This window comes from Pseudomonas rossensis, from assembly GCF_039888995.1.
Taxonomy (GTDB): Bacteria; Pseudomonadota; Gammaproteobacteria; order Pseudomonadales; family Pseudomonadaceae; genus Aquipseudomonas; species Aquipseudomonas rossensis.
Genome location: NZ_JBBWCB010000316.1, coordinates 1 through 668, shown reverse-complemented (window position 1 = coordinate 668; position 668 = coordinate 1). Strand labels below are relative to the sequence as shown.

Annotated in this window: 1 protein-coding gene; it reads right to left on the bottom strand. The window is 55.2% G+C overall.

Features of this window, described 5'->3' with window-relative positions:
- Window positions 1–249 (bottom strand): hypothetical protein (locus WLY71_RS30665; RefSeq protein WP_347806576.1); only part of this gene is annotated, 249 nt, incomplete at its 3' end.
- Window positions 250–668: the final 419 nt, after the last annotated feature.

The window sequence follows — 668 nt, the reverse complement described above, 5'->3', positions numbered from 1 at the left end:
CGGCAGGGGCCCATACATGTGAGGTTGAACCTGATTAATGGCCCAGCGGATGAGGTCGTTGCGATTGGCGCACCCCACGGTGCCATCGTCGACGAGTTCAACCCTGTGTTCGTTGGAGGTCGTCCCGGCGGAGCGAAGCGGGGTCGGGTTGTCGGGGGCTTGAGCGGGATGCCTGGCAGGCGACGGTGGTGGGGACTGGTGCGGTTCTGTCCACGCGTATGAACTGCTGAGGGGGATTCGTGGACTCATAAACACTCCATGATGAGTGGAAAAAGGTAAAAAAGAAAAACAGGCGCGCAGGTGGTGACGGTCATGGTTGGGTGGTTAGCCGATAGGTCTCCCCGTCTATGTGCCCTGGCTCGTGATAACGCGCCAGTGATCTCTAGCCTGGTCAGCGGTTCTTATCACCAATCGAGCAGGCCCAGACGCCTGGCTTGGGCTGTGTTGGATGGGGGTAGTAGGCGAACCAGAAATGCTGTTTATTCCGCTCATTGGTTTAATCCAAAATATAAACCTGATGAGTGTCGTTTCGACCTTTTGGGTTCCATGGATAAGTGTAGTGACCTGCATTCATACACGCACCGACCTGCAATCAGCACATTTTTCGACCGGAATTAATTGCGTCTATCCGGCCCTGCGAACCGGGATTAATGGCGAATGAACCTGCA